Source organism: Stutzerimonas frequens (assembly GCF_024448335.1).
GTDB classification, from domain to species: Bacteria; Pseudomonadota; Gammaproteobacteria; order Pseudomonadales; family Pseudomonadaceae; genus Stutzerimonas; species Stutzerimonas frequens.
In genome coordinates this window covers 36,324-60,854 of record NZ_JAMOHM010000011.1, presented here as the reverse complement: position 1 = coordinate 60,854, position 24,531 = coordinate 36,324, and the positions used below count along the sequence as shown (strand labels likewise).

Sequence of the window (24,531 nt, the reverse complement as noted above, 5' to 3'; positions counted from 1 at the left end):
GCTCAGCTGGCCAGCGCGCTGGGGCTGACGATGATCTTGACGTTGCGGTCCTTGTGGTTGGCCAGCTCCTCGAAGCCCTGCTCGAGGATGCTGTCCAGGCCGATGCGCCCGGTGATCAGCGGGGTGACGTCCATGCGGCCGTCGCTGATCAGGGCGATGACGTCGGCGAATTCGCCGGCGTAGGCGAGCGAGCCGATCACCTGTTTCTCGGTGGCGACGATCTCGAAGAAGTTGAATTCCGAGGGCTCCTCGAAGATGCCCACCATCACGCAGCGACCGGCTTTGCGGATCACGTCGATGGCGAGCTTGGCGGTGGCCTTGTGGCCGATGCATTCGAAGGAGGTGTCGGCGCCGTAGCCGCCGGTGAGTGCCTTGATCTCGGCGATGGCGTCGCACTCGCTGGGGTCGATGACCCGCGTGGCGCCGACTTCCAGCGCCTTGGCCTTGCGCGCAGCGGACATTTCCAGGGCGATCACCTGGCCGGCGCCGGCGGCCTTGGCGCACATGATGGTGCATAGGCCGATGGTGCCGGCGCCGACCACCACAACCGTCTCGCCCAACAGGCTGCCGGCCTTCTTCACCGCGTGCATGCCGACCGCCAACGGTTCGATCAGCGCGCCAGCCTCCAGCGGAAAGCCGTCGGGCAGGCGGTAGAGCAGCTCGGCGGGCACGTTGACGAATTCGGCGAAGGCGCCGTTATTCATCAGGCCCGTGAAGGCGAGCTGCTCGCAGAGGTTGTACTGGCCGGTCTTGCAGAAACGGCACTGGCCGCAGTGCTGGCAGGCGTCGGCGGCGACCTTGTCGCCCGGTGCATAGCCCTCGACGCCTTCGCCCAGGGCGACGATCTCGCCGCAGAACTCGTGGCCGAGAATGCACTGGCCCTTGATGCCGGTGAGCGGGTGGGGCGCATCCACCGGGATGAACACAGGCCCGGCGAGGTACTCGTGCAGGTCGGAACCGCAGATGCCGCACCAGTGCACGCGGATCTGCACCCAGCCCGGTTGCGGCGCGTCAGGTAGCGGCACCTGTTCCAGGCGGATGTCCTTGCGGCCGTGCCAGACGGCGGCGGTCATGGTGGCTTGGCTGTTCATGGGGTGTTCCTCGTGTTATTCGGATCGGTTCACACGAACACTTGCTCGAGCGCCTCTTCCGGGCGCGGGTAGGGGCTTTCGCGGGCGAACTCGACCGCTTCGTCGATACGGCCGCGGGCGCGCGCGGCGATGTCCTCGGCCTGCGCCTCGGTCATCACGCCCTCGTCGATCAGGCGCTGGCGGTAGCCGGGAATCGGGTCCTTTTTCATCAGGCCGTCCTTCTCGCCCTCGGGGCGGTAGGTTTCGCCATCGCCCATGAAGTGGCCGGCCAGGCGATAGGTCTCGATCTCGATGAGGGTCGGGCCGCCACCGGCACGGGCGCGCTCGATGGCTTCGCCGGCCGCGCGGAACACGCCGTCCGGGTCGTTGTTCTCGACGAACACACCGGGCATGCCGTAGGCCGCGGCGCGCACGTGGTGCTGCTTGATGCAGGTAGCGCTGGCCTTGGCCACCGAGATGCCCCAGGCGTTGTCCTCGATGACGAACACCACCGGCAGCTTCCACAGCGCGGCGAGGTTCAGCGTTTCGTGGAAAGCGCCCTGGTTGGCCGCGCCCTCGCCGATGAAGGACACGGCCACGCCGGGCTTGCCCTGCATCTGCCGCGACAGCGCCGCACCCACGGCTGGGCCCATGCCCTCGGCGATGATCCCCGAGCAGGAGAAATTCACCCGGCCATCGAACAGGTGCATGTGGCCGCCGCGGCCGCCGGAAAGCCCGGTGGCCTTGCCGAAGATCTCGGCCATCATCTCGTTGAGGTCGACGCCCTTGGCCACGGCGATGTGGTGCGGGCGGTGGGTGGCGGTGACGATGTCCGCGGCCTCGAGGTGGGCACAGACGCCCACCGCGCAGGGCTCCTGGCCGTTGGAGAGGTGCATCTCGCCGGGAATCGGCCCCTTGGCCATGTTGAACACCGGCGTCTTGCCTTCCATGTAGATGCGCTCGATGGATTCCTCCATGTAGCGGCTGGTCAGCATCTGCTCGTACATCCACAGGCGCTGCGAGGGGGTGGGCTGGGTCATGGGTGGACTCCCTTTTAGTGACGGGTCAGATCGCGCGTTCGTTGAGCAGTCGGCCGATCTGCTCGGCCTGGCGCAGGGCCAGCGCGACGATGGTGAGGGTGGGGTTCTGGCCGCCGCTGGTGGTGAACTGGCTGCCGTCGGAAACGAACAGGTTGGGGATGTCGTGGCTCTGGCCCCACTTGTTCACCACGCCGTCACGGGCCTTGGCGCTCATGCGGTTGGTGCCCATGTTGTGGCTGGCCGGGTAGGGCGGCAGCTCGATCACGTCGGTGGCGCCGGCGGCCTCGTAGCACCTGGCGGTGGCGGCGACGCCGTGCTTGCGCATGGCGGCATCCATGGGGTGATCGCTCTTGGTCACCACCGGGATCGGCAGGCCGTACTGGTCCTTCTCGTTGGCGTGCAGGGTGATGCGGTTGCTTTCCAGCGGCAGGTCTTCGCCGCACAGCCAGACGCCGGACATGTGGTTGTACTTTTCCATCCGCGAGGCGAACTGGCGGCCCCAGCCCTTGGGCGTCGGGTCGAGGAAGGCGGACAGGAACGGCAGGCCGAGGGCGAGGATTTCCAGGCGGTAACCGCCGACGAAACCGCGCGACGGATCGTTGTACGACTCGTCGGAGATGACCCCGGCGCAGGTGGTGCCGCGGTGCATGTTCACCGGCTTGGGCATCACGGCGAAGATGCCCGCAGTGGTGTGGGTCATGTAGTTCCTGCCGACCTGGCCGGAGGAGTTGGCCAGCCCGTCGGGAAACATCGAGGAAGCGGAGTTGAGCAGCAGGCGCGGCGACTCGATGGAATTGCCCGCCACGCAGACCACCCGGGCCTTCTGCCGCTGGATGTTGCCCTGGGCGTCGGCATAGACCACGCCGTTCACCTTGCCCTTGGCGTCGTGCTCGATGCGCAGCACCATCGACTGCGGGCGCACCTCGCAATAGCCACTGGCTTCGGCGCGGGGAATGTCGGTGTAGAGCGTCGACCACTTCGCGCCCATCTTGCAGCCCTGCATGCAGAAGCCGATCTGCTGGCAGGCGGCGCGGTCGTCGTAGGGCTCGGTGTTGATCGCCATCGGCCCGGAGAGGATCTCCTTGTAGCCGACCCGCTTGGCGCCGGTGGCCAGCACCTTGAAGGAGTTGTGCCAGGGGTGATAGGCCATGCCGGTGCTGGGGCCGGTCACGCCCATGTGCTTCTCGGCCTTCTCGTACCAGGGTGCCATTTCTTCCAGGGTCACCGGCCAGTCCAGCAGGTTGGCTCCGGCGATGTCGCCGTTGATGCTCCGCATCCTGAATTCGAAATCACGGAAGCGCAGGGCGATGCCGGCCCAGTGCACGGTGCTGCCGCCGACGCCCTTGACGATCCAGGCCGGCAGGTTGGGGTTGTTCTCGGCCAGGTGCCAGTCGCCGGCGGCGATGCGCTTGTCGAGCCAGGAGATCTTCTTGAACATCGCCCACTCGTCGTTCTCGATGTCCTCCAGCGTGTGCCGCTTGCCCGCCTCGAGCACCACGCTACGAATCTTCTGTTTGGCCAGCGCGTTGGCCAGCGTGCCGCCGCCAGCGCCGGAGCCGATGATCACCACGATGCCATCGTCGTCCTGGGCAAAAGTTGCCATGGGGTATCCCTCTCTTGTTCTTGTTGTCGGCGCCGCGAGGCGCCCTGGCTCAGAGCCAGTTGAGATCGTCGAAGCCGCGGTTGACGTAGCCGCCGTATTCCCACGACGAGCCCTCGTAGCCGAACAGCGGGAATAGCGTCTTGTTGTCGTACAGGCCGAACATCAGGCTGCTGCGCACCGCCTTGAAAAACGGGGTGCCCTCGATGTCGCTGAGCAGCGCCACGCGTTCGGCTTCGTCCAGCTGATCGAAGCGCTTGCCGTGGGCCTTGCGTGCCTGACGCTGCAGCTCGTCGAGCCCGCCGCCGATCAGCGCCGGCTCCTGTTCCGCGAGGTCGAGCAGGGGCTGTACGTAGTGGCGATCGCTGATGAAATCGTGGGGGAAGATGTCGCGACCCATGCGCAGCAGACCGTCAGGCAGTTCCGCCTGCCGCTCCTCGGCGAGCAGGGTCACCGGGATCAACTGGCTCAGGCTCAACGCCAGCAGCGACTGGCTGGACAGAGAAAGAAAACGTCGACGGTTTAGCGTGCCGTGCGGACGAGCTGAATCGTGCATGACAGTAGCTCCTGATTATTACCAACAGCGCTGAGGGGAGCAGGCGGCTGGCGATCTTGTTATGCGAAGAGTTTGTTCCGCACAGGGTGATCAGCAGGGGTCATGCCAACTTTCGTGTATGAATATTTATTTACCTATCTGCCTGAAATTAAAGGATTTATCTTGTTTGAAGTGGATAGTCGTAACGGTGGTGTAACGCAAGTTGCGCTTTACACCCGTAAAGCGTTGTAAAGCGCTTTACAACGTGCGGCTAATATTTGAAACGCCCAAGCAGGCATGCTTCCAAAGTTCAGGCTGGTCCTGACGGTTCAATCGTTTATCCTTCAGTACACTTCATAACAATAAAGCGTTTCGCTGAGGCGCCCGTTGCCATCCGCTGCGAGCGCTTCGAGGAGGATGCATGAACCTGCTCTCCGGTCCCGTGAGCCACATCGACGCGGTGCTGACGCTGGCCAACGCGCCGCATCTTTCCGCTGACCGCGATCCGATCATTGCGCGCTCTTGGCGCCGCTGTGTGCACGACTACGGTCTGGACCCGGCGCGTCCGTCCGAGGCGCGCTTCGTGCCGCGGCAGGTTCTGCGCGAGCACCAGGACCAGGCAGACGAGCTGATCAACGTGGCCCGTGCGGGCGTGGAACAGCTCTACCGGCAGGTGGCCGAGCTGGGCTACGTGATTCTGCTGACCGACAACCGCGGCATCGCCGTGCAGTTTCTCGGCGATCCGGCGGACGAGAAAGCGCATCGCAAGACCGGCCTGTATCTGGGCTCGGACTGGGGCGAGGACCACGCCGGCACCTGCGCGGTCGGCACCTGCATCAAGGAGCAGCAGGCGCTGACCTGCCACCAGCACGATCACTTCAGCGTCTGGCACACCAACCTCACCTGCACGGCGGTGCCGATGTTCAACCCCCAGGGGCAACTGCTGGCGGTGCTGGACATCTCGGCTCTGCATTCGCCGCCGTCCAAGGATTCGCAGACCTTCGCCCTGCAGCTGGTCAAGCAGTACGCGCGGATGATCGAGGACGCCTACTTCCTGCGCCTGTATCGCGACCGGCCGATCCTCTGTTTCGACGGCTCGCGGGAGTTCGTGCTGATCAACCGTCGCTACCTGCTGGCGCTGGGCGATCAGGGCGAGCTGCTGGCTGGCAACACGGCTGCGCGCGGGCTGTTGGCTGAACATGGGTTGGTACTGTCCGGCCCGTTCGGCAGCTCGAACCAGGTGCATGTCGATCAGCTGTTCGACTGCGAACTGGCGGACGTGCTGAGCATTCCCTACGCCAGCCACGATCAGGTACGCGCGTTTCGCACCCATCGCCATCAGCTGTTCTTCGCGGCGCTGATGGAGCCGCGCCGTCGTGTGCCGGTAGCGGCGGAGCGCAGCTCGCCGGCTGGGCATTCGCCACTGGATGCGCTGGCGGACGATGACCCGGCCATGCGCAAGATGCTCGCCCGCGCGCACCGGCTGTGCAGCGAGCCGCTGAACGTGTTGCTCAATGGCGAGACCGGTACCGGCAAGGAACGCCTGGCCAAGGCGCTGCATGAAAGCGGCAGCCGACGCAGCAAGCCGTTCGTGGCGATCAACTGCGGCGCGATGCCCGAATCGCTGATCGAGAGCGAGCTGTTCGGCTACGCCCCAGGTACCTTCACCGGCGCGCGCAGCAAGGGCATGCGCGGCCTGATCCAGCAGGCCGACGGCGGCACCTTGTTCCTCGACGAGATCGGTGACATGCCGCTGCACCTGCAGACCCGCCTGCTGCGCGTGCTGGCCGAGCAGGAAGTGACGCCGCTGGGCGCCGAGCGGCCGGTGAAGGTGGACATCCGCGTGATTGCGGCCAGCCACCGCGACCTGCGGCAGATGGTGGAGAGCGGGGCGTTTCGCGAGGACCTGTTCTACCGGCTCAATGGCGCATCGCTGAAGTTGCCGCCGTTACGTGAGCGGGCGGACAAGGCGTTTCTGATCGACCGCGTCTTTGCCGAGTTGGCCGAGGGGCGACCGGGCCACCCGCACCTGCGTGGTGATGCGATCAGCGCGCTGCTGGCCTATCCCTGGCCGGGCAACATTCGCGAGCTGCGTAACGTGCTGCAGTACGCGCTGGCGACCTGCGAGGGGGACGAGATCACCGTGCAGGATCTGCCGGATGAATGCCTGCCGCGCATTCTTGCCCGCGGTCGGCAAGCCGAGGCGGAGCCGGAACCCGAGTCGGCCGCGGCCCTGCGCGAGACGCTGCGTCGCCATCGCTGGAACATCAGTGCCGCGGCGCGCGAACTCGGCGTATCGCGGCCGACGATGTATCGGCGCATGCGCCTGTTGGGGATCGAGGCGCCGATCTGACGTGCGTCAGCCTTCCTCGCGCTCGGTGCCCGGTTGGCCCGCCACCTCGATATCGAACGCGATGCTCCAGTTGTGCAGCGGGTAGGGCTGGTGCACCAGTGCCTTGATGTTGGCTTCGGCAGGCATGAGGTCCTTGAGGTATTCGTAGGTGGCGTCGGCGCGCATCGGGTCGCTGTCGCGCAGCTGGCCGGCGCCGCCGACCTCATGGCCCGCATAGCTGATGCGTGGCTGACCGCTGAAGTCGCGACCGGCGCGCAGGCGCACGACGGTGTGGGCGACGATGTCGACGGCTTCGATGGGCACTTCGCCCCTGTCGTCACGCAGCACGAACCCCTTGTTCTTCACATCGCGGGCCTGATGGCCGAGGTACGGCTGGTCGAACGTCAGCGGCGGGTGCGGCACGTGGTAATCGATCAGCACGTCGCGCCCGTCGAGCGTGGCCTGACGCGGCGCGAGCGGGGTCCAACCCTTACGCTCGATGACAACGCGGTGGTAGACCTTGCCGAGCATCTGGCCGAACCAGCGATAGCCGTTCGCCGAGAGGTGCACGCCCTTGTCGGTGTAGGGGTAGACCGGCCCGACCAGGTACCAGCCGGGCTCTTCCTGAGCCAGTTCCCATTGCGCCATGCCCACCGCGAGCGAACCGTCCTTGACCGAGGATTTGGCGTCGGTCTGGTAGCTGAAGAAGGCTGGCATCTTTTCCTGCCCGGCGATGGCCTTGGCGGTGTCGGCGTAGAGGTCGTCGCGCAGCTGGCGCAGCTTGGTCTTGTAGTAGTCCTTGTCGTTCTTGCCGCCGTTGGTGTGGGAATAGTCGTACTCGCCCTGCAGCCAGAAGAACGCGCTGATGCTGTAGCTGGCCTGTTGCGCGTCGGCCAGCGCCTTGGCCTGATCGACGGCCTGGGTCACGCGCAGGTATTCGTTGGTGCCGCCGCTTTTCGAGAGCTGGGCAATGGAGCGACCCGAGGTCGAGGCGTTGCTGGCGACGAACAGGTGCTCCGGATCGGTGTCGCGGCCGAGGTGATGCAGGTAGAGCCGACGTGCCATGTTCAGCGCGCCGACTTCCACCGATTCGCCTTCTTCCTGCGCCTGCGGCGCGAGCTTGCTGACCTTGTCCGCATCGAGCACCACGGCCGCGTTGCTCTTCTGCTGCACCACGGCGCGCAACGGCGTGAAGGCCGCTTCGCCCACCGGCTTGAACGCCGCGCCGCTGAACGCCGCCGAGCGTGGCGACTGGCCGAGCATCAGGTTGTCGTAGCGCGGTGCCACCGAGAGCGCCGGCCAGCCCTCGGCAGCGGAGGCCAGCGACTGCCCGTAGGTGATGATGTGGTTGTACTTGCTCTGCAGCGGCTGGGTCAGCTCGTTGGGCTTGGCCATGAGCTCGGCGGTCACCCGCTTGTTCTCGGCGTCGCGTGCGGCCAGCTGCGCCTCTGTTTCCGCTGCCAGGCCGGGCGTGGCCAGGGCGAGCAGAAGGGCGGCAGCGGTAGTGGTGTGCAGGGTCGTCGGTCGATGAGGGCGATGGGGCATGAGGGTTGTTCCGGATGCACTGGGTAGTTGCGTGCGGCCGCCGGCAGGCGAGCCGTGGACTATTGGCGAACGCGCTTTCGACGATGGCGATGGAGGTAAGTTCGCGGCCGCCATGTCGATGGCGGATTGGCTATGCTGTCGCGCATTCGAGCGGCGTGCGTGCGGCGACTCAGCAGGCTTCGCGGAGCGAACGGATGCCGCTGCCGACCGCTCCCAAACAGGTCATCCCGTTAGCAGAGGAGAATTCCAATGAGCCACAAAGCTATATTCGTGCAGCCCGGGGGCGGCTATGACCGGGTCATCGTCGGCACCGGCGAGGCCGCCCGGCCCGAGGCCGGCGAGATCACCGTGCGCCTGCGCGCCAACTCGCTTAACTACCACGACTTCGCGGTGGTGAGCGGCATGTGGGGGCCCAGCGAGCCGAGAATTCCCATGGCCGATGGCGCCGGTGAAGTGGTGGCGGTGGGTTCGGGCGTGACTGAATTCGCCGTTGGCGACGCGGTGGTCAGCACCTTCTTCCCCGACTGGCTGGCCGGCGAGCCGCTGGTGGAAGGCTTCGCCACGGTGCCGGGCGACGGTGTCGATGGCTATGCCCGCGAAATGGTCACCGCCCGCGCCACCTCGTTCACCCATGCACCCAAGGGCTACAGCCATGCCGAGGCGTCGACCCTGACCACCGCCGGCCTCACCGCCTGGCGTGCGCTGATGGCCGACGGCAAGCTCAAGCCCGGCGACAGCGTACTGATCCAGGGCACCGGCGGCGTATCGATCTTCGCCCTGCAGTTCGCCAAGATGGCCGGCGCCACGGTCATCGCCACCTCGTCCAGCGACGCCAAGCTGGAGCGCCTGCGGGAGATGGGCGCCGACCACCTGATCAACTACCGAACGACACCCGCCTGGGGCGAGACGGTGCGCGAGCTGACCGATGGCCGCGGCGTGGACCATGTGATCGAGGTCGGCGGGCCGGCGACGCTGGCGCAGTCGATGGTTGCGGCGCGCATCGGCGGGCATATCTCGGTGATCGGCATTCTTACCGGCATTGCCGGCGAGCTGCAGCTGGTGCCGGCACTGGTGCGTCAGTTGCGCTTGCAGGGCGTGCTGGTGGGCAGCCGCACACAGCAGCAGGAAATGATCCGTGCCATCGATGCCAATGGCATCCGTCCGGTGATCGACAAGCGGTTTGCGCTGGACGAGATCGTCGAGGCGTTCCGTTACCAGGAAAGCAACCAGCACTTCGGCAAGATCTGCCTGGAGTTCTGACGCCGCTGCCGTGCGGCGGCCAAGCGGTACGGCGGCATCACGGTCGTCTATGTTGGATAAGTGCCCGCTCCGAGCGATGTCGGGGCGGCGCGATCACGACAATAAGGATGACTACGATGCGCTTGCTACACATCACCCAGTTCACTCTGGCGGCAATCGTCGCGACGAGCTCCGTGGCCTACGGTGCGCTTCTGGAAGGCGGGGCGGTTGCCGCTCCCGATGAATACAGCGCCAAGGTGGCCGCCCAGGTCCTGAAGAATGGCGGCAACGCGGTGGACGCGGCGGTGGCGACCGCCTTTACCCTGGCCGTCACCTATCCCGAGGCGGGCAATATCGGCGGCGGCGGTTTCATGACCCTGTACATGGACGGCAAGCCGTATTTCCTGGACTACCGGGAAGTCGCGCCGAAGGCCGCCAGTAAGACCATGTTTCTGGATGATCAGGGCGAGGTGATCGAGAACCTCAGCCTGGTGGGCGCCCGGGCAGCCGGCGTGCCTGGCACGGTGTTGGGTATGTGGGAAGCCCACCAGCGCTTCGGCAAGTTGCCCTGGAGTGAACTCATCACCCCGGCAGTCGGTTATGCCCGTGAAGGCTTCACGGTGGCCGACCAGCAATTTCAGTATCGCGAGGACGCCATCGGCCTGTTCAACGGTACGACCAACTTCGAGGACTACTTCGGCAGCATGCGTCCAGGTGCGACCTTTCGCCAGGCGGAGCTGGCCGAGACGCTGGAACGCATCGCCGACCAGGGGCCGGACGACTTCTACAAAGGCAAGACCGCCGCATTGCTGGTCGCGCAGATGGAGCGCGATGGCGGGCTGATCACCCAGCAAGACCTGGTCGACTATCGCGTCAAATGGCGTGAGCCGATGCGCATCGACTGGCGTGGCAACAGCCTGTACACCGCGCCTCTGCCCAGTTCCGGCGGCATCGCCCTGGCCCAGCTGATCGGCATCAAGGAGCGCCGTGCCGCCGACTTCGAGGGTGTCGAGCTGAACTCGGCGCGCTACATCCATCTGCTGGCGGAGATCGAGAAGCGCGTGTTTGCCGATCGCGCGGACTACCTGGGCGATCCGGACTTTTCCGATGTACCGGTAAAGCGGCTGACCTCGCCTGAATACCTCGCGCAGCGCGCCGCCGAGATCAACCCTACGGCCATCTCCGCAACGGAGAAGGTACGACCGGGCCTGGAAAGCCATCAGACCACACACTTCTCCATCGTCGATGCCGACGGCAACGCGGTGAGCAACACCTACACCCTCAACCTGGACTACGGCAGCGGCGTGGTGGTCAAGGGTGCCGGCTTCTTGCTCAACGACGAAATGGACGACTTCAGTGCCAAGCCAGGTGTGGCCAATGCCTTCGGCGTGGTCGGCAGCGACGCCAACGCCATCGAACCCGGCAAGCGCATGCTGTCGTCCATGAGCCCGAGCATCGTCACCCGCGACGGCAAGGTCAGCCTGGTGCTGGGTACACCCGGCGGCTCGCGCATCTTCACCTCGATCTTCCAGGTGCTGAACAACGTTTACGACTTCGGCCTGCCGCTGGAAAAAGCCGTGGCCGCGCAGCGGGTGCACCACCAGCTGTTGCCCAAGGACACGATCTACTACGACGCCCATGCGCCGCTGACCGGAGAGGTGGCGCAAGCGCTGGAAGCCATGGGCTATACGCTGGAGGATCAGGGCTGGTTGATGGGTGACATCCAGGCGATTCGCGTCGACGGCAGACGTCTGCAGACCGGGTCTGACCCGCGTGGGCGCGGCGTCGGGATGGTCGTCAGGCCCTGACAGGCGAGGCAGGCCGCGGAGGAGGGATCGCAGCCGCGTTTTGACACGTGATGCGCCGCATGGGGCCGCGGCGCATCGACGTTCAGCATTTCCAACCACCTATCTATCCCGTCATGCAGTGTCAGACGGCCAACTCGGCATAGCGCTTGTCCCGCTCACCCTTAGGAAATACCAAAAAGGCTCAGCTCGAGTCGGCTGCCCCGATCCTTCCAGTCGGTGCCTGCAACCGCTCTAGCTATTCGTTTTGAACGTCATTCGGCGTCTGGCTGTCCGAGTTGTGGACAAGGGTTCCGTGGGCATGGCGCTTTATTTTGTTGCGAAGTTTTTGCAGCTACGTGCGCATCCCGGGGCAGTCCAATTCGGCATGGCGGGTCAGCATGCTCCGCAGGGCAATCGATCAGGACCGTCTTTCGGATGCTCGGGAGCAGTCCATTCGATGACCAGCTTTCGCGTGTTGAGCTTCCCGAACCGCATGACCCCGATCCATTGGTTCATAAGGAGTCGAAATGCCTACAAATCCCCCCAACGGGCTGACCCGGCGCAAGCTGCTGACCGCATCGGCCGCCACGGTGGCGGCCGGCGTCGCCGCGACCGCAAAAGCCGTCACCATTAATGGCGTACCGCAGTGGCTGCCCTTCGACCATAACGGCCCGCTGCACTACGAGGCCAAGGGCTGGCAGTTTTTCACACTTGAGGAGGCCCGCGAGGTGGAGGCGATCGTCGAGCGCCTGATCCCTGCCGACGACCTTTCGGTCAGTGGTAAGGAGGCGGGATGCGCGGTGTTCATCGACCGTCAGCTGGCTGGCCACTACGGCCGCTATGAGCGGCTCTATCAGCATGGCCCCTTCGTACCCGGTGTCGAACCGCCCTCGGAACTGGTGCCTGCCGAGCGCTACCGGGTCGGTCTCGAACAGTTGGGCAGGCATTGCCAGGCGACATTCGGCAAGCGCTTCAGCGAGCTGGAAGGCGACCAGCGCGACGAGGTGCTCAGGAAAATGGAGAGCGGCGATATCGCCTTCGAAGGCATCGAGTCGAAGGTGTTCTTCGAACAGATTCTGCAGAACGCCATGGAGGGGTTCTTCGCCGACCCGATCTACGGCGGCAATCGCGACATGGTCAGCTGGAAGATGCTCGGCTTTCCCGGTGCCCGTTACGACTATCGTTCCTACATCGACCGGCATAACGAGAAGCTGGATCTGATACCGCTGTCGATCATTGGCAGCTCCTCCTGGAGTCGTAAAGGATGAGCAATATGACCAGGAAACTGCCTGCGACCGACGTCGTGGTGGTAGGGCTCGGCTGGGCTGGGTCGATCATCGCCAAAGAACTCGCCGATGAGGGCCTGACGGTCATGGGGTTCGAGCGGGGCGCCTGGCGTGATACCGCCAGCGACTTCAATATCGCCTCGGTGACCGACGAGCTGCGCTACGTGATTCGCCAGGAGCTGATGCTGCGCACCCGCCAGAACACCTGCACGATGCGCAACAAGCCAAGCGAAACCGCACTGCCGATGCGCACCTGGGGCTCCTTTCACCCCGGCAACGGAACCGGTGGGGCTGGTAATCATTGGGCCGGTATCACCTTTCGCTTTCAGCCAGAAGAGTTTCGCCTCCGGAGCCACCTAGTCGAGCGTTACGGCGAAGCGTCCATCGAAGGGCTCACCCTGCAGGACTGGGGCACCACCTGGGAAGAAATGGAGCCTCACTACGATGCCTTCGAACGTGTAGCCGGGGTTTCCGGCAAGGCCGGCAACATCGCAGGCAAGGTCGTCGACGGTGGCAACCCGTTCGAGGGCGCGCGGTCCAGGGAGTACCCCAATCCGCCGACCAAGCAGACATTCGCGCCCGTACTGTTCGCCGACGCTGCACGTAACATGGGCTACACGCCGTTCCCGGTACCTTCGGCGTTGGCTTCGCAGGCCTATACCAACCAGTACGGCGTGACGATGGGGCCGTGTACCTTCTGTGGGTTCTGCACCAACTACGGCTGCGCCAACTATTCCAAGGCCAGCGCCATCGTCAATGTGCTGCCGGCTCTGGCGCGCATGCCCAACTTTACCGCTAAGACCCATTGCGAAGTGCTCGAGGTAACGAAGGACAGTAACGGCAAACGCGCTACCGGCATCGTCTACGTGGATGCCAACGGCGACAGGTGGGAGCAGCCGGCGGATATCGTCGTGGTCGCCGCATTCACCTTCGAGAACGTGCGCCTGATGCTGCTCTCAGGCATCGGGCAGCCATACGACCCGCTGAGCAACACCGGCACCACCGGACGCAACTACGCGTACCAGACAGCCAACAGCGTGGAGCTGTTCTTCAATGACAAGAATTTCAATCCCTTCATCGGTGGCGGTGCGATCGGCATGGGTATCGATGACTTCAACAACGACAATTTCGATCATTCCGGGCTGGGCTTCGTCGGCGGCGGCAGTACGCGGGTGACGCCCATTGGTGCTGCGCCCATCAACGCCCGCCCGGTGCCGCCGGGCACGCCCAAGTGGGGCTCGGAGTGGAAGAAGGCGACGGTGCAGTACTACGCCAACAGCATGTCCATCGGTTGTGAAGCCAGCAACTACAGCACCCGCGGCAACTATCTTTCGCTGGACCCGCACTACACCGATCCACACGGCCGGCCGCTGCTGCGGATCACCTTCGACTTCACCGATAACGACCTGCGCATGGCGCAGTACGTGACCGACAAGACGGCCGAGATTGCCAGGGCGCTGAACCCGAAAATGATGTTTGCCAGCCCGCGCAAAGGCCCTTGGTCCAATACGTCCTATCAGTCCTCGCACGTGGTAGGTGGTTTCGTCATGGGGGCTGATCCTTCTACCAGTTCGGTAAACAAGCACCTGCAGGTCTGGAATGTACCGAATCTGTTCGTGGTCGGCGCATCGGCCTTCCCGCAGAACCCCGGCTACAACCCAACGGGTACCGTTGGCGCACTGGCATTCAAGGCAGCACACGCGATCCGGACCTACTACCTCAAACGTCCTGGGGAGATGATCAGCGTATGAAGCCTCTCCTGAACACCGGCCTTGCGTTGCTCGCCGCGATGAGCGCCAGCGCCCATGCCGTCACCGCGCCGGACGGCTACGAACTGGTGGAAAAAGGTCGCTACATCGCCACGCTCGGCGATTGCACTGCCTGTCACACGTCGCCGGGCAAGCCGCTTTTTTCCGGAGGCGTGGCCATCGAGACGCCGTTCGGCGAACTGCTGGGCGCCAACATCACCCCAGATCCGGTAACCGGTATCGGCCGCTGGACCTTCGAAGACTTCCAGAACACCATGGCCCGCGGCCACGGGCGCAACGGCAAGCAGCTCTATCCGGCCATGCCCTATGCCGCGTATACGAAGGTCACGCGCGAGGACAACCTGGCGCTCTGGGCCTACCTGCGCGCTGTGGAGCCGGTGCAGAACGAGGTGGAAACCAACCAGCTGCCGTTCCCCTTCAATGTGCGCCTGAGCATGAAGGCCTGGAACTGGCTCAACTTCACCGAGGGCGAGTTCGAGCCTGACGCGGAAAAGAGTGAGCAATGGAACCGCGGCGCGTACTTGGTGCAGGGGCTAGGGCATTGCGGCAGTTGCCACACGCCGAAGAACCTCATCGGCGGAGACAGGCGCGATGGCACACTCAAAGGCGGGGAGCTGCAGGGCTGGATGGCGCCGAATATCTCCAACACGGCGCATGTCGGCCTGGCCGAGTGGACCGAGGACGACATCGTGCAATACCTCAAGACCGGCGCCAACCGCTACGACATAGCCTCGGGGCCGATGGCCGAGGCGGTGGAGAAATCCACCCAGTACTGGCGCGATGCGGACCTGAAGGCCGTCGCGGTTTATCTCAAGAGCCTGGACCATGAGCACGAGAAGCCCGAGCCGCTGGGCGCTAACGATCCGATCATGACAGCCGGACGTAGTCTCTATGAGGATCGCTGCTCGGCTTGCCATACACCGGACGGCGAAGGCATTCCGACGCTGTTTCCCAAGCTGGCCAATGCCCCGCTTGTCAATGCGCGCGATGCGGTATCGATTATTCGCGTGGTACTTGCCGGCAATCGCGCCGGCACTACGGACGCGGCACCCACTGGGCCGGCCATGCCGTCGTTCGCATGGAATCTCTCGGATGAGAACATCGCCGACTTGCTTACCTATGTGCGCAACAGCTGGGGCAATGCGGCCCCGGCAGTCAGCGCCGATGAGGTACGCAAACAGCGCGAGGCACTGCAAAGCCAGTGAGCGTGTCGCTGGAGGTGCGCCGATGCGAGCGCAGGATCAACGCCGCACAGGGGCGGCGTTGAAGCAGAGGAAGGTTACTGCGGGCGATAGATAGCGCACAGCTTGTTGCCGTCAGGGTCCCTTACATAGCTGAGGTGCAGCGCGCCGAGGCTGGTCTCGCGCAGCCCCGGCGGCTCCTCACAGGTGGTGCCTCCATGGGCGACGCCTACGTCGTGAAACGCCTTGACCTGCTCCGCCGAGCTGCACTTGAAGCCGATCGTGCCGCCGTTGGCTACAGTCGCTTCTTCACCGTTGATGGGCTCGGTGACACCGAACAGGCTGCCGTCGTGCCGGTAGAACAGGCGGGTGTGCCCGGACGGCGCCGTATTGCGCAGCGGCTCGCCAGCGCCGAGCACGCCGAGCACGGCATCGTAGAAGCGCTTCGACCGTTCAATATCATTCGAACCGACCATTACATGGTTGAGCATGGGCACCTCGCTTTGGTTTTGGCGTGAAAATGCACTGTAGCACCGGCTCCGAGCGGCCATGCCGCGGTGCCTGCTGTTATGTCCCGAGATCAGCTGCGAGCATGGCAACCGTGCACGTCATGGGATGACCACCTGGCCTTGCCGGCCGGCCTTCTCGTAGCGCGCGCGGAGCACCTCGGCCAGACGCTGCTTGGCCTGTTCTTCGCCGTGGATCAGGCGAATCTCCTTCGGCCATTCCTGCATGCGCGTGACGAAACCCACCAGGTCTGCCTGGTCGGCGTGGGCGGAATAGCCGCCAACACTGTCGATGCCGGCGCGGATGTCGACGCGCTCGGCGCCCAGATCGACGAAGCCGCCGTCCGGCCCGTAGGTCTGTATGTCCCGTCCCGGCGTGGCCTTGCCTTGGTAGCCGACGAACACCACGTTGTGTCGCGGGTCGCCCAGCATGGCCTTGAGATAATTGACGATGCGTCCGCCCGAGCACATGCCGTTGCCGGCGATGACGATGGCCGGGCGTGCGGTCTGTGCGAGGTGTTCGACGATGCGCATGTGTTCATCGTGGCTGTCGACGGTGATGAGCTGCTTGAACGACAGCGGCTTGCGGCCTTCCTCCAGACGATTGCGAGCGTCGTCGTCCCAGTAGCCTTGCAGCTCCTTGTAGGTGGCGGTGAAGCGACTGGCGAGCGGCGAGTCGAGGATGATCGGAAGCTGCGGCCAGTCGATATCGGGGGCGTCGTCTCTGGACTTCGACGCTTCGGCGGGCGTTTCGCCGGGCTCGGCCGACTCGCTGTTTTCGTGGAGTATTTCCTCCAGCTCGAACAGCAGCTCCTGCGTTCGGCCGATGCTGAATGACGGAATGAGTACGGTGCCCTGGTCGCTCAGAGCTCGTTCGATGACGGCTTGTAGGCGCTCGCGGCGATGCGCACGGTCTTCGTGGCGACGGTCGCCATAGGTGCTTTCCAGGATCAGCAGGTCGGCGCGCTCGGGTGGAACCAGGTCCGGCAGCAGCGGTGAATGGGGCGCGCCCAGGTCGCCGCTGAACACCACGCGTTCGACGTCGGTGCCCTCGCTCAGCTCCAGCTCGACGTAGGCTGAGCCCAGCACATGCCCGGCCGGCTGCAGGCGCACCTTGCACTCGCTGCCGTCGGTTTCGTTGAGGGTGAACCAGTGGTCGTAGGGCAGGGCGATGATGCGCTGCTCGACGACCTTGAGGTAGCGCTCCAGCTGCTCCTGATCACGGCTGATGGACAGCCGGAAGGCATCCTCCAGCACGATCGGCAGCAGCCGGGCGGACGGTCCGCTGCACAGGATCGGCCCGTCGAAGCCCGCTGCCAGCAGATTCGGGATACGCCCGACATGGTCGATGTGCACGTGGGTCACGATCAGCGCCTTGACGCCCTCGATTGAGAAGTCCAGTGCCAGCTCGTCCTCGTGCCCCGCTTCTTCGTCGCCCTGAAATTGACCGCAGTCGATCAGCACGCTGCTGTTTTCGTCCATCCACAACTGATGGCACGAGCCGGTCACGCCTTCGCGCGCGCCGTGGTGGATGAGTGCTGGATGCTTCATCGGATGTCCTTCACTTGGACCGATAGGGCTCGGCAGAAGAGTGCGATGCCAGCGTTCGCTGGCGCTAGGTTGGGCAGTTGGCTGTCGCACATAGTTTCCGCCGCCTGACGAGCCGTGCTGCCGGTGACGCGAGCGCCACGGGAACAGGCGCCAAAGCGGCAACGCCGTTTAGAATGCGCGGCCCGCTGCCAAGATGATGCCCGCGCCATGACCAACGCTCCCCTCACTGTCCTCGAACGACACCTGCTCGCCGCCCTGGCCGCCGCACCCGATGAGACGCGTCGGCTGTTTCACGGACGCGGCCGCTGCTATCCGGGGCTGGAACAAGTGACCGTCGACTGGTTGCAGGGCGTGCTGCTGGTGGCGCTGTTCCGGGACCCCGGCGCGGCGGAGCTGGAAGCACTGAAGCGGATGCTGCTGGCGCTGGCCGAATCCCCGGTCTGGAAGCAGAGCCAGGCACAGCGCTTGCTGCTGCAGCATCGCTATCTGCCGGATGCACCAACCGAGGCGTTGCTGGGCGATGTGCCCGCCGAGTGGCTGATCAGCGAGAACGGTCTGCGCTACAAGCTCGATCTCGGGCGCAAGCAGAACAACGGCCTGTTTCTCGACATGCGTTATGGCCGCCGTTGGGTGCAGGAAAATGCGCAGGGCAAGCGGGTGCTCAACCTGTTCGCCTACACCTGCGGCTTCTCGGTCGCGGCGATCGCCGGCGGCGCCGAGCATGTGGTCAACCTGGACATGGCCAGCGCCGCGCTGACCCGCGGGCGCGAGAACCATCGCCTGAACTGCCATAATCTTGGCCGGGTCAGCTTTCTCGGCCACGAGCTGTTCAAGTCCTGGGGCAAGGTACGCAAGCTCGGGCCCTACGACCTGATCATCATCGACCCGCCGTCCTTCCAGAGGGGCAGCTTTGCGCTGACCCGCGACTACCAGAAGATCCTGCGTCGCCTACCGGAGCTGCTCAACCCGGGCGGCCAGGTGCTGGCCTGCGTCAACGATCCGGATACCGGCACCGACTTCCTGATCCAGGGCATGGCCGCCGAGGCGCCGCAGCTGCGTTTTTCCGAACGCCTGGAAAACCCGCCGGAGTTTCCGGATATCAGTCCCGAGAGCGGGCTCAAGGCGCTGCTGTTTTCGGCCTGACGCTGGGTCGAGTCAGTCCCTTGTGACCGGCTCTGCATCGGCCTTGCCGAGCAAGCGCTCGACGTCCTCGATCACCTGCAGCGCCGCCAGCGGACCGCCGACGGACGTCCACAGCGAGCCGTCGACAGCGCCGAAGCGTTTGCTCTGCAGCGCCGAGAGCTGGCGGAACGCCGGGGTCTGTTCGGCCTGACGCATGGCCTCGACCGCCTCGCCGCTGGTAGCCAGGGTGCCGATCACCAGCCAGTCGGCATCCAGCCGTTCCAGTGACTCCAGGCTCAGTGCCATCGAGTGGGTGTGGCCGGGGTCCTGCTGATGGGCGGGGCGGTTGAGGCCGACGTCTTCGATGACTGTGCTGGCGAAGGCGTCCTTGAACATGTACGAGGGGCCCTTGGGATTCCAGCGCACGATGCTGAGGGTTTCGCCCTGATGCGTGCTCAGCCGCTCTCGCGCCTGTTCGACGCGAGCGCGGTAGCGGTCCAGCACGGCGTTGGCTTCGGCGTTCTTGTTCAGGATCCGTGCGGTGCGCTGCATGGTTTCCTGCCAGGGGCGACCCCAACTGTAGGTGATCACGGTCGGTGCGATCTCGTTGAGGATCGTCAGCTGCTCCGGCTTTACCGGGCCGGTGAGGATCAGATCGGGCTCCAGTTCGAGCAGGGTTTCCAGATTCGGATTGTCCAGATCACCGACCACCGGGACGTCGGCCGGCAGCTTGCCCTCGAGGTAGCGCGGCGGTGCGGCCTGGCCGCGGCCGTTGATGGTGCCGACCGGGGTGACGCCAAGGGCGAGCGCGGTATCCAGATCGATCTCGCTGAGGGTGATCACCCGCTTCGGCGCTTCCGGCACGGTGACGGTATTGCCCATGGCATCGCTCCCCTGGCGTGTATCGGCCAGGGCGGGCAGGGCGAGCAGGCTGGCCAGCAGGGCGGCGGCCAGGTGACGTGGGGTCTTGAGGGTCATTGCATACCTTCCGTTTCGGGGTGTTCTCGGAGAGTGAGTTGCTGGAGCGCACGGGTACGGCGGCGCGGCACGATTACCGGCGCGCCGTCGCCGGGGGCCGGGAGGATGTCGACGTCGGTGTCGTAAAGGCGGTCGACCAGAGCCTTGGTCATCACCTGCCGCGCCGGGCCGATGGCCTGCACCCGGCCGTCGGCCAGGGCGATCAACTCATCGCAATAACGGGCGGCCACGCCGAGGTCATGGATCACGATCAGCACCGTGCGCCCGGCTGCGGCGATCTGGTGCACGGCTTCCATCACCTCGGCCTGGTGGCCGATGTCCAGCGCGCTGGTGGGTTCGTCGAGCAGGATCAGGTCGGTGTTCTGCGCCAGGATCATGCCGAGCCAGGCCCGTTGCGCCTGGCCACCCGAGAGCGAGGCGGCGCTGCGTTGCCAGATCGCATCGAGCTGCATCACCGCGCGGGCGCGTGCAACCTGGCGGGCGTCTTCCGCGCTCCACTGGTTGAACCAGCCCTGGTGCGGATGGCGGCCGTACTGCACCAGCTGTTCCACGCGGATGCCTTCGGCCAGCACCGGCCGTTGCGGCAGAAAGGCCAGCTCCCGCGCCAGCGCCTTGAGCGAGTAGCCCAGCAGCGGCTTGCCATGGATCTCCACGGTGCCGCGTTGCAGCGGCAGCTGGCGGGCGAGCAGTTTGAGCAGCGTGGATTTGCCGCTGCCATTGGGGCCGACGATACCGATCAGCTTGCCTCTGGGCAGGCTGAAGGAGACGTCGTCGAGCACGACCTTGTCCTGATAGGCGAAGTGCAGGTTTTCGGCGCGCAGGGCAGTCATCAGTCAGCTCCTCGTCTGTCCTTGAGCAGCAGGCCGAGCAGAAGGATGCCGCCGAGCAGCCGCGTCATGATGCCGGTGGGGATTTCCTCGGGCTGGGCGAGCACCCGCACCAGGGTGTCGCTGCCGAGCAGCAATACCGCGCCGCACAGTGCCGACAGCCACAGCGGGGCGAGGTTGTCGCGGGCCAGCCAGGAGGCGAGGATCGGTGCGGCCATGGCGATGAACACCACCGGTCCGCCGATCGCCGTACCCAGCGCGGCCACCACGATTGCCAGGGCGAGCACGCCGAGCTGGACCAGCGGCACCTTCACCCCGAGGTTCTGCGCCGTGGCGTCGCCGAAGCGCAGCAGCGCCAGCGGCCGATTGACCAACGCCATCAGCGGGCAGAGCAGCAACAGCAGCAATGCGACGGGCTTGACCGTGTGATAGCTGACACCGGCGAAGTGGCCCATGGTCCACAGGTAGATGCTGCCCAAGTGAGCGAGGGGTTGCGTCGACATGGCGAAGTCGCCGAGGGCGCCGAGCAGTTCCGACAGCGCAATGCCGATGACGATGAACAGGTAGCCCTGCTCGCCGGGGCGTCGGCACAGGGCGAACAATGCGGCGGCCGCCAGCGCGGCTCCGAGTGGCGACGCCCACCATGGCCAGTTGCCGAGGGTCAGGTAGAGGGCGAAGACGACCACAGCCAGCGAGGCGCCCTCGTTCACACCGATCATGTCCGGTGTCGCCAGGCGGTTGCGTACCAGGGTCTGGATCAGGCATCCGGCCATGCCCATGGCCAGCCCGGCGATGATCGCGGCGGCGACCCTCGGCAGGCGAATCTTGAACACCATGATTTCCTGCAGCCTGCTGCCGTTTCCGGTGAGGGTGGCGATGACGTCGCGCACGCCGAGATGGCCGCTGCCAAGGCTGGTCGCCAGTACGGTCAAACCCAGCAGCACCAGCACGAGCAGGATGAACATCAACCAACTGCGCCGATGCAGCAGCAGGCTGATGCCACCGAGGCGCAGCGTCCAGACGCCGGAAGGTGTGGGGATGGAGGTCATGGCTACCTCACCGTTAACAGGGAACGAAAGCCGCCGCGCAACACGATGGCGATCAGCGCCGGCGCGCCGAGCGCGGCCAGCAGGGTGCCGACGGGCAGTTCGTACGGCTGTAGCAGCCAGCGCGAGAGCACGTCGGCGGCGAGCAGGAAGAGCATGCCGAACAGCGTGGAAAACAGCAGTTGCCGCAGCAGTGCCACCGGCTCGATGCGGCGCGCGCAATAGGCGGCGAGAAAACCGAGAAAGCCGATCGGCCCGGCCAGCGAGATGGCGCAGGCGGTGAGCAGAGTGGATGCCGCCAGCACGCCGAGGCGCACCCAACCGGTATGGATGCCCAGCGCGCGGGCCTGGCTATCGCCCATCTGCATCAGGGTAAGCTGACGGCAGAGCAGCGTCGCCAGCACCAGTCCGAGCACGGCCAGCGGGCTGACCGTGCCGACCGCATCGAGGCTGGAGGCCGATAGCGAGCCGAGGTTCCAGAAGCGGAACTGCTCCAGCGCCACCCGCGTGGAGAGCAGCAGGAAATTCGCCAGACCGCCGAAGATCGCGCCGAGCGCCACTCCAGCAAGAATCAGCTTCAGCGGGCTGGCCTGACCCAGCACCAGGCCGACGCCCAGCACCAGCAGATTGCCCAGCAGGGCGCCGGCGCCGGACCAGAGCAGGTAGCCCCGGGTCGACTCGACGCCGAAATAGATCAGGCCGATCACCAGCCCGAGCACCGCGCCGGCATTGACACCGAGCAGGCCGGGTTCGGCCAGCGGGTTGCGTGTCGCGCTCTGCAGCAGCGAGGCGGCGATTGCGAGGCTGGCGCCCACCAGCAGCGCGGCGAGGGTGCGCGGCAGCCGCAGGGTATCGACGACCATGGCCAGCTTGTCGTCGGCCAGATAGTCGGGCTGGCCGAGCAGATAGCCGAACACGGCGTCGGCACCATACACGCCGGCACCGGTGGCCAGGGACAGAGTCAGCAGCACGAGCAGAAGCCCGCCGCCGGCAATCAGCGTGGCCTTCTGCAACGCTGGCATCGTTGGATCAGTCGGCATGGTTCACTTCGCGTCTCCAGGTGAACCCGGCGGCTCGCGCCGCCGGGCGGGGCGTCAGATGTCGTAGGCGAAACCGACGAACAGCGTGCGACCCATGAGGATGTTGTCGACGGCCTGAGCCACCTCGTCGCGCTTCTCGTTGGTCAGGTTGTTGAGCCCGCCGTTGAGTGTCAGCTGCTTGGTGGCCTGGTAGCGGGCACCGAGGCTCAGGGTGTGGAAGGCACCCGTCTCGAACGCCCCGGAGCGCGCCACGTCGTACAGGTACTGGCTGCCGGTGTACTGGTAATCCAGGTTTAGGCCGAGCTTTGGCAGCGCCTGCCAGTCGGCACCCAGGTTGGCGATATGCTGCGGCGAGTTGCGGATCGGCTCGTCGGTGTCGCGATCCTTGGCGTCGGAGTAGGTGTAGTTCGCGCGCAGGCCGATGCGGTCGCTCAGCAGGTAGTTGCCCAGTAGCTCGTAACCCTTGATCCGCACATGGGGCTGGTTGTAGGTGGTCAGCACCGGGTCGGCGGCGACGATCTGGCCGTTCACCCGAATCAGCCGCGTCGTTTCGGTGCTGATCATGTCTTCGATGTCGGTCTGGAAGAACATGATGCCGGCCTGCAGGCGGTCGTTCTGGTAGAAGGTGCCGAGCTCGTAGCTGGTGGCGGTTTCCGGCTTGAGATTCTCGTTGCCGACCGTCACGCAGTAGCCACGGCAGGCGATTTCCACGTAGGTGGGATCGGATTGGGCAATGCTCGGCGCCTTGAACGACTTGCCCACGCCGCCCTTGATCACCCAGCTGTCGCTCATGTTGTACACGCCGTAGGCGCGCGGGCTGAATTCGCTGCCGTAGCTTTCGTGATCATCCCAGCGGGCGCCGAGGGTGATATCCAGCTGTCCCAGGGAGAACTCGTCCTGCAGGTAGAGCGCCTGCTGATCGATCTCGATCTCCGAACCGAGGTTGTTGCTGTGGCTGAGTTCGGTGCGGCGCAGTTCGCTGCCCAGGGTCAGCAGGTGGTTGCCGAGGAACGCGGTCACCTGGCCGTCGACCGTATGGTTGGTCTGGTTGACGTTGCTGAAGCGGCCGCCGCGCAGGTCGGTCATGACCTCGGAGTCGTCCATCAGGTCGACGTCTTCGTAGTAGTAGCGGACCCGCGAGTTGAAGCCGTCCCAGCTGCCGTTGTGGGTCAGGCCGAAGGCGCTGCGTTCCATTTCCTGAACGTTGGTCGGAAAGGCGAAGCCCGAGTTGCTCCAGGTGCCCTTGCGGTCGTCCTCACGATAGCTCAGGTCGAGGTCGATGCTCTGGCGCTCGTCTAGCAGCCAGCTCAGGCTGCCGTAGGCGCTGGCGTTCTGGCGTTTTTCGGCGGCATCGATCAGGGGCGACGTAGTCTGGTCTGAACCCCAGGCAGCCTGGTCGGTGCCCTCGACGATCAGGTTGCCGAGCAGCTTGTCCTCGATCAGCGCGCCGCTGATGTAGCCGTTGGTCTTGTGGCTGTCACCGGAATCACCCTCGGTCGGGTGCTCGTAGCCGTAGGCGATGCCGGCCCTGGTGTCGGCGGTCGGTTTACGCAGGATCACGTTGACCACGCCACCAATGGCATCGGCGCCGTAGAGCGAGGACATCGGCCCGCGGATCACCTCGATGCGCTCGATGGCGGCCATCGGGATCGAGGACAGATCGAAGTCGTTGGCATAGTTGGAGACCAGGGCTTCACGCGAGTTGATGCGGCGGCCGTCGACCAACAGCAGGGTGTAGTCCGAATCCATCCCGCGCAGTCTGATTTCCTTGCGGCCGTAGGTCGACGACGGGCTGATGTACACCCCCGGCAGGTATTTCACTGCATCGGCGAGGTTGTACACCGGCAGCTTGTCAAGGTCGTCGCGGGTGACCACCGACACGCTTGCCGGCGCGCTGAGTTCGCTGTGGGCGGTCTGGGTGGCGGTGATGACTTCGTTCTGCAGCGTGACCGGCTCGCTGGCGATGGCGAGCATCGGAACGAGTGCGCCGAGCAGCGTGAGCGGCAAGTGACGGGGACGACTGATAGTTCTTACAGAAGGCATTGCAGGCTCCATTGCGATTTGATCGATGCGGGAT

General features: G+C 65.1%; 19 protein-coding genes. 7 read left to right on the top strand and 12 right to left on the bottom strand.

Annotation, left to right across the window (positions count from 1 at the left end):
* Positions 1-2: 2 nt before the first annotated feature.
* The 4 genes from NAO55_RS15385 to NAO55_RS15370 are packed head-to-tail and all read right to left on the bottom strand — an operon-like array spanning position 3 to position 4,266.
* A complete protein-coding gene (locus NAO55_RS15385; protein WP_102840396.1) occupies positions 3-1,073 on the bottom strand; it encodes a 2,3-butanediol dehydrogenase in 1,071 nt (356 codons plus the stop codon).
* Between the two features lie 47 nt (positions 1,074-1,120).
* Entirely contained in the window at positions 1,121-2,110 is a 990-nt protein-coding gene (locus NAO55_RS15380; protein WP_102839994.1) for a thiamine pyrophosphate-dependent dehydrogenase E1 component subunit alpha, read from the bottom strand.
* Between the two features lie 25 nt (positions 2,111-2,135).
* Positions 2,136-3,713, bottom strand: coding sequence for a GMC family oxidoreductase (locus NAO55_RS15375; RefSeq protein ID WP_102839995.1), 1,578 nt, complete (start codon positions 3,711-3,713; stop codon positions 2,136-2,138).
* A 49-nt stretch (positions 3,714-3,762) separates the two neighbouring features.
* Positions 3,763-4,266, bottom strand: coding sequence for a gluconate 2-dehydrogenase subunit 3 family protein (locus NAO55_RS15370; protein WP_102839996.1), 504 nt, complete (start codon positions 4,264-4,266; stop codon positions 3,763-3,765).
* A 400-nt stretch (positions 4,267-4,666) separates the two neighbouring features.
* Between NAO55_RS15370 and NAO55_RS15365 the strand changes: the two genes are divergently transcribed.
* Positions 4,667-6,598 carry a sigma-54-dependent Fis family transcriptional regulator gene (locus NAO55_RS15365; protein ID WP_102839997.1) on the top strand — a complete coding sequence of 644 codons (1,932 nt, stop codon included), beginning with the start codon at positions 4,667-4,669 and terminating at the stop codon, positions 6,596-6,598.
* A 6-nt stretch (positions 6,599-6,604) separates the two neighbouring features.
* Here NAO55_RS15365 and NAO55_RS15360 read toward each other — a convergent pair whose 3' ends face one another.
* Positions 6,605-8,122 carry a phosphate ABC transporter substrate-binding protein gene (locus tag NAO55_RS15360; RefSeq protein ID WP_102839998.1) on the bottom strand — a complete coding sequence of 506 codons (1,518 nt, stop codon included), beginning with the start codon at positions 8,120-8,122 and terminating at the stop codon, positions 6,605-6,607.
* A 249-nt stretch (positions 8,123-8,371) separates the two neighbouring features.
* Between NAO55_RS15360 and NAO55_RS15355 the strand changes: the two genes are divergently transcribed.
* The 5 genes from NAO55_RS15355 to NAO55_RS15335 all read left to right on the top strand — a co-directional run bounded on the left by NAO55_RS15355 (position 8,372) and on the right by NAO55_RS15335 (position 15,408).
* Complete coding sequence (locus tag NAO55_RS15355) at positions 8,372-9,382, top strand: zinc-dependent alcohol dehydrogenase family protein (protein WP_102839999.1); 1,011 nt, start codon at positions 8,372-8,374, stop codon at positions 9,380-9,382.
* Between the two features lie 116 nt (positions 9,383-9,498).
* Complete coding sequence (gene ggt, locus NAO55_RS15350; protein ID WP_102840000.1) at positions 9,499-11,169, top strand: gamma-glutamyltransferase; 1,671 nt, start codon at positions 9,499-9,501, stop codon at positions 11,167-11,169.
* A 506-nt stretch (positions 11,170-11,675) separates the two neighbouring features.
* Positions 11,676-12,416, top strand: a complete 741-nt coding sequence (locus tag NAO55_RS15345; RefSeq protein WP_102840001.1) for a gluconate 2-dehydrogenase subunit 3 family protein — start codon at positions 11,676-11,678, stop codon at positions 12,414-12,416.
* A gap of 5 nt (positions 12,417-12,421) precedes the next feature.
* Complete coding sequence (locus NAO55_RS15340) at positions 12,422-14,185, top strand: GMC family oxidoreductase (protein WP_102840397.1); 1,764 nt, start codon at positions 12,422-12,424, stop codon at positions 14,183-14,185.
* Positions 14,182-15,408, top strand: a complete 1,227-nt coding sequence (locus tag NAO55_RS15335) for a c-type cytochrome (protein ID WP_102840002.1) — start codon at positions 14,182-14,184, stop codon at positions 15,406-15,408. Before NAO55_RS15340 ends, NAO55_RS15335 begins: the two co-directional genes overlap by 4 nt.
* Positions 15,409-15,482: 74 nt before the next feature.
* Here the strand turns inward: NAO55_RS15335 and NAO55_RS15330 are convergent, their stop codons facing one another.
* Both NAO55_RS15330 and NAO55_RS15325 read right to left on the bottom strand, forming a co-directional pair.
* Positions 15,483-15,875 carry a VOC family protein gene (locus tag NAO55_RS15330; RefSeq protein WP_020306905.1) on the bottom strand — a complete coding sequence of 131 codons (393 nt, stop codon included), beginning with the start codon at positions 15,873-15,875 and terminating at the stop codon, positions 15,483-15,485.
* A 117-nt stretch (positions 15,876-15,992) separates the two neighbouring features.
* Positions 15,993-17,441, bottom strand: a complete 1,449-nt coding sequence (locus NAO55_RS15325) for an MBL fold metallo-hydrolase (RefSeq protein ID WP_180981632.1) — start codon at positions 17,439-17,441, stop codon at positions 15,993-15,995.
* A gap of 207 nt (positions 17,442-17,648) precedes the next feature.
* Between NAO55_RS15325 and NAO55_RS15320 the strand changes: the two genes are divergently transcribed.
* Entirely contained in the window at positions 17,649-18,584 is a 936-nt protein-coding gene (locus tag NAO55_RS15320) for a class I SAM-dependent methyltransferase (RefSeq protein ID WP_102840003.1), read from the top strand.
* Positions 18,585-18,596: 12 nt separating this feature from the next.
* On the opposite strand, the gene NAO55_RS15315 is transcribed toward NAO55_RS15320, so the two are convergent.
* Genes NAO55_RS15315 through NAO55_RS15295 form a run of 5 tightly spaced genes read right to left on the bottom strand, consistent with a single transcriptional unit; the run spans position 18,597 to position 24,497 of the window.
* On the bottom strand, positions 18,597-19,541 hold the full coding sequence (locus NAO55_RS15315; RefSeq protein ID WP_102840004.1) for an ABC transporter substrate-binding protein: 945 nt from the start codon (positions 19,539-19,541) through the stop codon (positions 18,597-18,599).
* Entirely contained in the window at positions 19,538-20,371 is an 834-nt protein-coding gene (locus tag NAO55_RS15310) for an ABC transporter ATP-binding protein (RefSeq protein ID WP_102840005.1), read from the bottom strand. Before NAO55_RS15310 ends, NAO55_RS15315 begins: the two co-directional genes overlap by 4 nt.
* On the bottom strand, positions 20,371-21,417 hold the full coding sequence (locus NAO55_RS15305; RefSeq protein WP_102840006.1) for a FecCD family ABC transporter permease: 1,047 nt from the start codon (positions 21,415-21,417) through the stop codon (positions 20,371-20,373). Before NAO55_RS15305 ends, NAO55_RS15310 begins: the two co-directional genes overlap by 1 nt.
* Positions 21,418-21,419: 2 nt before the next feature.
* Entirely contained in the window at positions 21,420-22,454 is a 1,035-nt protein-coding gene (locus NAO55_RS15300) for a FecCD family ABC transporter permease (protein ID WP_102840007.1), read from the bottom strand.
* Between the two features lie 54 nt (positions 22,455-22,508).
* Positions 22,509-24,497, bottom strand: a complete 1,989-nt coding sequence (locus NAO55_RS15295) for a TonB-dependent receptor domain-containing protein (RefSeq protein WP_102840008.1) — start codon at positions 24,495-24,497, stop codon at positions 22,509-22,511.
* Positions 24,498-24,531: the final 34 nt, after the last annotated feature.

Bases quoted from the DNA above. Each gene is read 5' to 3' on its own strand.
- NAO55_RS15340 (WP_102840397.1), top strand. From the start codon at position 12,422: ATGACCAGGAAACTGCCTGCGACCGACGTCGTGGTGGTAGGGCTCGGC.
- NAO55_RS15375 (WP_102839995.1), bottom strand. From the start codon at position 3,713: ATGGCAACTTTTGCCCAGGACGACGATGGCATCGTGGTGATCATCGGC.
- ggt (WP_102840000.1), top strand. From the start codon at position 9,499: ATGCGCTTGCTACACATCACCCAGTTCACTCTGGCGGCAATCGTCGCG.
- NAO55_RS15325 (WP_180981632.1), bottom strand. From the start codon at position 17,441: ATGAAGCATCCAGCACTCATCCACCACGGCGCGCGCGAAGGCGTGACC.
- NAO55_RS15330 (WP_020306905.1), bottom strand. From the start codon at position 15,875: ATGCTCAACCATGTAATGGTCGGTTCGAATGATATTGAACGGTCGAAG.
- NAO55_RS15355 (WP_102839999.1), top strand. From the start codon at position 8,372: ATGAGCCACAAAGCTATATTCGTGCAGCCCGGGGGCGGCTATGACCGG.
- NAO55_RS15345 (WP_102840001.1), top strand. From the start codon at position 11,676: ATGCCTACAAATCCCCCCAACGGGCTGACCCGGCGCAAGCTGCTGACC.
- NAO55_RS15385 (WP_102840396.1), bottom strand. From the start codon at position 1,073: ATGACCGCCGCCGTCTGGCACGGCCGCAAGGACATCCGCCTGGAACAG.
- NAO55_RS15360 (WP_102839998.1), bottom strand. From the start codon at position 8,122: ATGCCCCATCGCCCTCATCGACCGACGACCCTGCACACCACTACCGCT.
- NAO55_RS15365 (WP_102839997.1), top strand. From the start codon at position 4,667: ATGAACCTGCTCTCCGGTCCCGTGAGCCACATCGACGCGGTGCTGACG.
- NAO55_RS15300 (WP_102840007.1), bottom strand. From the start codon at position 22,454: ATGCCGACTGATCCAACGATGCCAGCGTTGCAGAAGGCCACGCTGATT.
- NAO55_RS15295 (WP_102840008.1), bottom strand. From the start codon at position 24,497: ATGCCTTCTGTAAGAACTATCAGTCGTCCCCGTCACTTGCCGCTCACG.
- NAO55_RS15320 (WP_102840003.1), top strand. From the start codon at position 17,649: ATGACCAACGCTCCCCTCACTGTCCTCGAACGACACCTGCTCGCCGCC.
- NAO55_RS15370 (WP_102839996.1), bottom strand. From the start codon at position 4,266: ATGCACGATTCAGCTCGTCCGCACGGCACGCTAAACCGTCGACGTTTT.
- NAO55_RS15380 (WP_102839994.1), bottom strand. From the start codon at position 2,110: ATGACCCAGCCCACCCCCTCGCAGCGCCTGTGGATGTACGAGCAGATG.
- NAO55_RS15310 (WP_102840005.1), bottom strand. From the start codon at position 20,371: ATGACTGCCCTGCGCGCCGAAAACCTGCACTTCGCCTATCAGGACAAG.
- NAO55_RS15315 (WP_102840004.1), bottom strand. From the start codon at position 19,541: ATGACCCTCAAGACCCCACGTCACCTGGCCGCCGCCCTGCTGGCCAGC.
- NAO55_RS15305 (WP_102840006.1), bottom strand. From the start codon at position 21,417: ATGACCTCCATCCCCACACCTTCCGGCGTCTGGACGCTGCGCCTCGGT.
- NAO55_RS15335 (WP_102840002.1), top strand. From the start codon at position 14,182: ATGAAGCCTCTCCTGAACACCGGCCTTGCGTTGCTCGCCGCGATGAGC.